General features: G+C 50.9%; 2 protein-coding genes and 1 pseudogene. 1 reads left to right on the top strand and 2 read right to left on the bottom strand.

Annotated features, from left to right (window positions below):
• Positions 1 to 904, top strand: a 904-nt coding sequence (murA, locus tag WH277_RS00620) for a UDP-N-acetylglucosamine 1-carboxyvinyltransferase (RefSeq protein WP_339503766.1), incomplete at its 5' end; no start/stop codon positions are given.
• Positions 905 to 951: 47 nt separating this feature from the next.
• Here murA and WH277_RS00615 read toward each other — a convergent pair.
• Positions 952 to 1,212: a helix-turn-helix domain-containing protein gene (locus tag WH277_RS00615; RefSeq protein WP_200642731.1), complete on the bottom strand. Its 261-nt coding sequence runs from the start codon at positions 1,210 to 1,212 to the stop codon at positions 952 to 954.
• 305 nt (positions 1,213 to 1,517) lie between these two features.
• Positions 1,518 to 1,682: pseudogene (locus WH277_RS00610) on the bottom strand (octaprenyl diphosphate synthase); the annotation flags it as partial.

Here is a 1,682-nt window from a genome sequence, read left to right as displayed (position 1 = left end):
TCCCGTTGACCTGCATATCACGGGGCTGGAACAACTTGGCGCAGAGATTAAGCTGGAAGAAGGTTATGTGAAAGCCTCGGTTAATGGTCGCCTGAAGGGTGCGCACATTGTGATGGATAAGGTCAGCGTAGGCGCTACCGTCACCATCATGAGCGCCGCAACGCTGGCAACCGGAACAACGGTTATTGAAAATGCTGCGCGTGAGCCAGAAATTGTTGATACCGCAAACTTCCTGAATACGCTGGGTGCGAAAATCACTGGCGCTGGCAGCGATCGTATTACTATCGAAGGCGTAGAACGCCTGGGTGGTGGTGTCTATCGCGTGTTGCCTGACCGTATCGAGACCGGGACATTCCTGGTGGCGGCGGCGATCTCTGGCGGTAAAGTGGTTTGTCGTGCAGCTCAACCGGATACACTGGATGCTGTGCTGGCTAAACTGCGTGAAGCCGGTGCGGATATTGAAGTGGGTAGCGACTGGATCAGCCTGGATATGCACGGTAAGCGGCCAAAAGCGGTGAACTTGCGCACGGCACCACACCCAGGTTTCCCGACTGATATGCAGGCGCAGTTTAGCCTGTTGAATCTGGTGGCAGAAGGTACGGGCGTGATTACTGAGACCATTTTCGAGAACCGATTCATGCATGTGCCGGAGCTGGTTCGTATGGGTGCGCACGGTGAAATTGAGAGCAATACGCTGATTTGCCATGGCGTAGAGAAGCTTTCGGGTGCTCAGGTGATGGCGACCGATCTGCGTGCTTCGGCCAGTCTGGTGCTGGCAGGCTGTATTGCTGAAGGTACGACTCTGGTTGATCGTATCTATCACATTGACCGTGGTTATGAGCACATTGAAGATAAGCTGATGGCACTTGGTGCAAATATTCAGCGCATCAGCGGCGAAGAGTGATTTTTCCGCAATAAAAAAGGGTCGGTATTGAATACCGGCCCTTTTTTTTAACTGCGGATCAGCTTCTTACGATCGATAAGTTGATGTGTTTTTGGATCGTAGTAGCGGCTGGGCCAGATTTCTGCCGGATGCACGTTCAGGGCATCGGCGATCAGCCACTCTCCTTTAGGCCAGGGTCGGCTCAACGTATTCGCTAACGTCGATGAGCTTAAGCCTGCCAGTCTGGATTGGGCGGCGAGAGTGGTTCCTTTTTTGCGCAGTCCGGCAATGATATCGGCAGGGTGCCAGTCTTGCTGAGGGTGTTTCATGTGCTTATCCTCCATGGGCACTTTTGGAAAACAGGGAGCAGATTGCTGTCATCAACTACACCCTGATGTAAGTTTTATTCTGATAAAGCAAATTGTTATATTTAGCAATAACAGGATGTTTATAGCAAATAACTTCCATTAAATTCCAATAAAATTCGGGCATAACTGTTTTTTTGCGTAACGCTACGCAAAATTAAGGATTAAGGACGAGGTTTTAAGGGGGAGTGCGTGAGAAATTTTATTGGAAGGGCAGACGAAAAAACAGAAAGCACGGGTGGGGCGTGCTTTCTGTTCAATTTATGGCATTAGAATTCGCGCTGAACTGACATGTGTGCGAGGGCTTCGAGCGCACTCCGCCATGGTGATTCAGGCAGGGCTTTCAGAGCCGTTATGGCTTTATCTGCTTCTTGTTCCGCGGCATTGCGCGTCCATTCCAGTGAGCCACACTGGTGCATTGCTTCCAGAACAGG

The sequence above is a fragment of the Erwinia sp. MYb416 genome (assembly GCF_037479575.1).
In the GTDB taxonomy this organism is placed as follows: Bacteria; Pseudomonadota; Gammaproteobacteria; order Enterobacterales; family Enterobacteriaceae; genus Erwinia; species Erwinia rhapontici.
The sequence above is the reverse complement of the archived record's forward strand: the minus strand, read 5'-3'. Positions and strand labels throughout refer to the sequence as shown.

What these genes read in the sequence shown, in the direction of transcription:
- WH277_RS00615 (WP_200642731.1), bottom strand. Translation starts at nt 1,212, where the DNA reads ATGAAACACCCTCAGCAAGACTGGCACCCTGCCGATATCATTGCCGGA.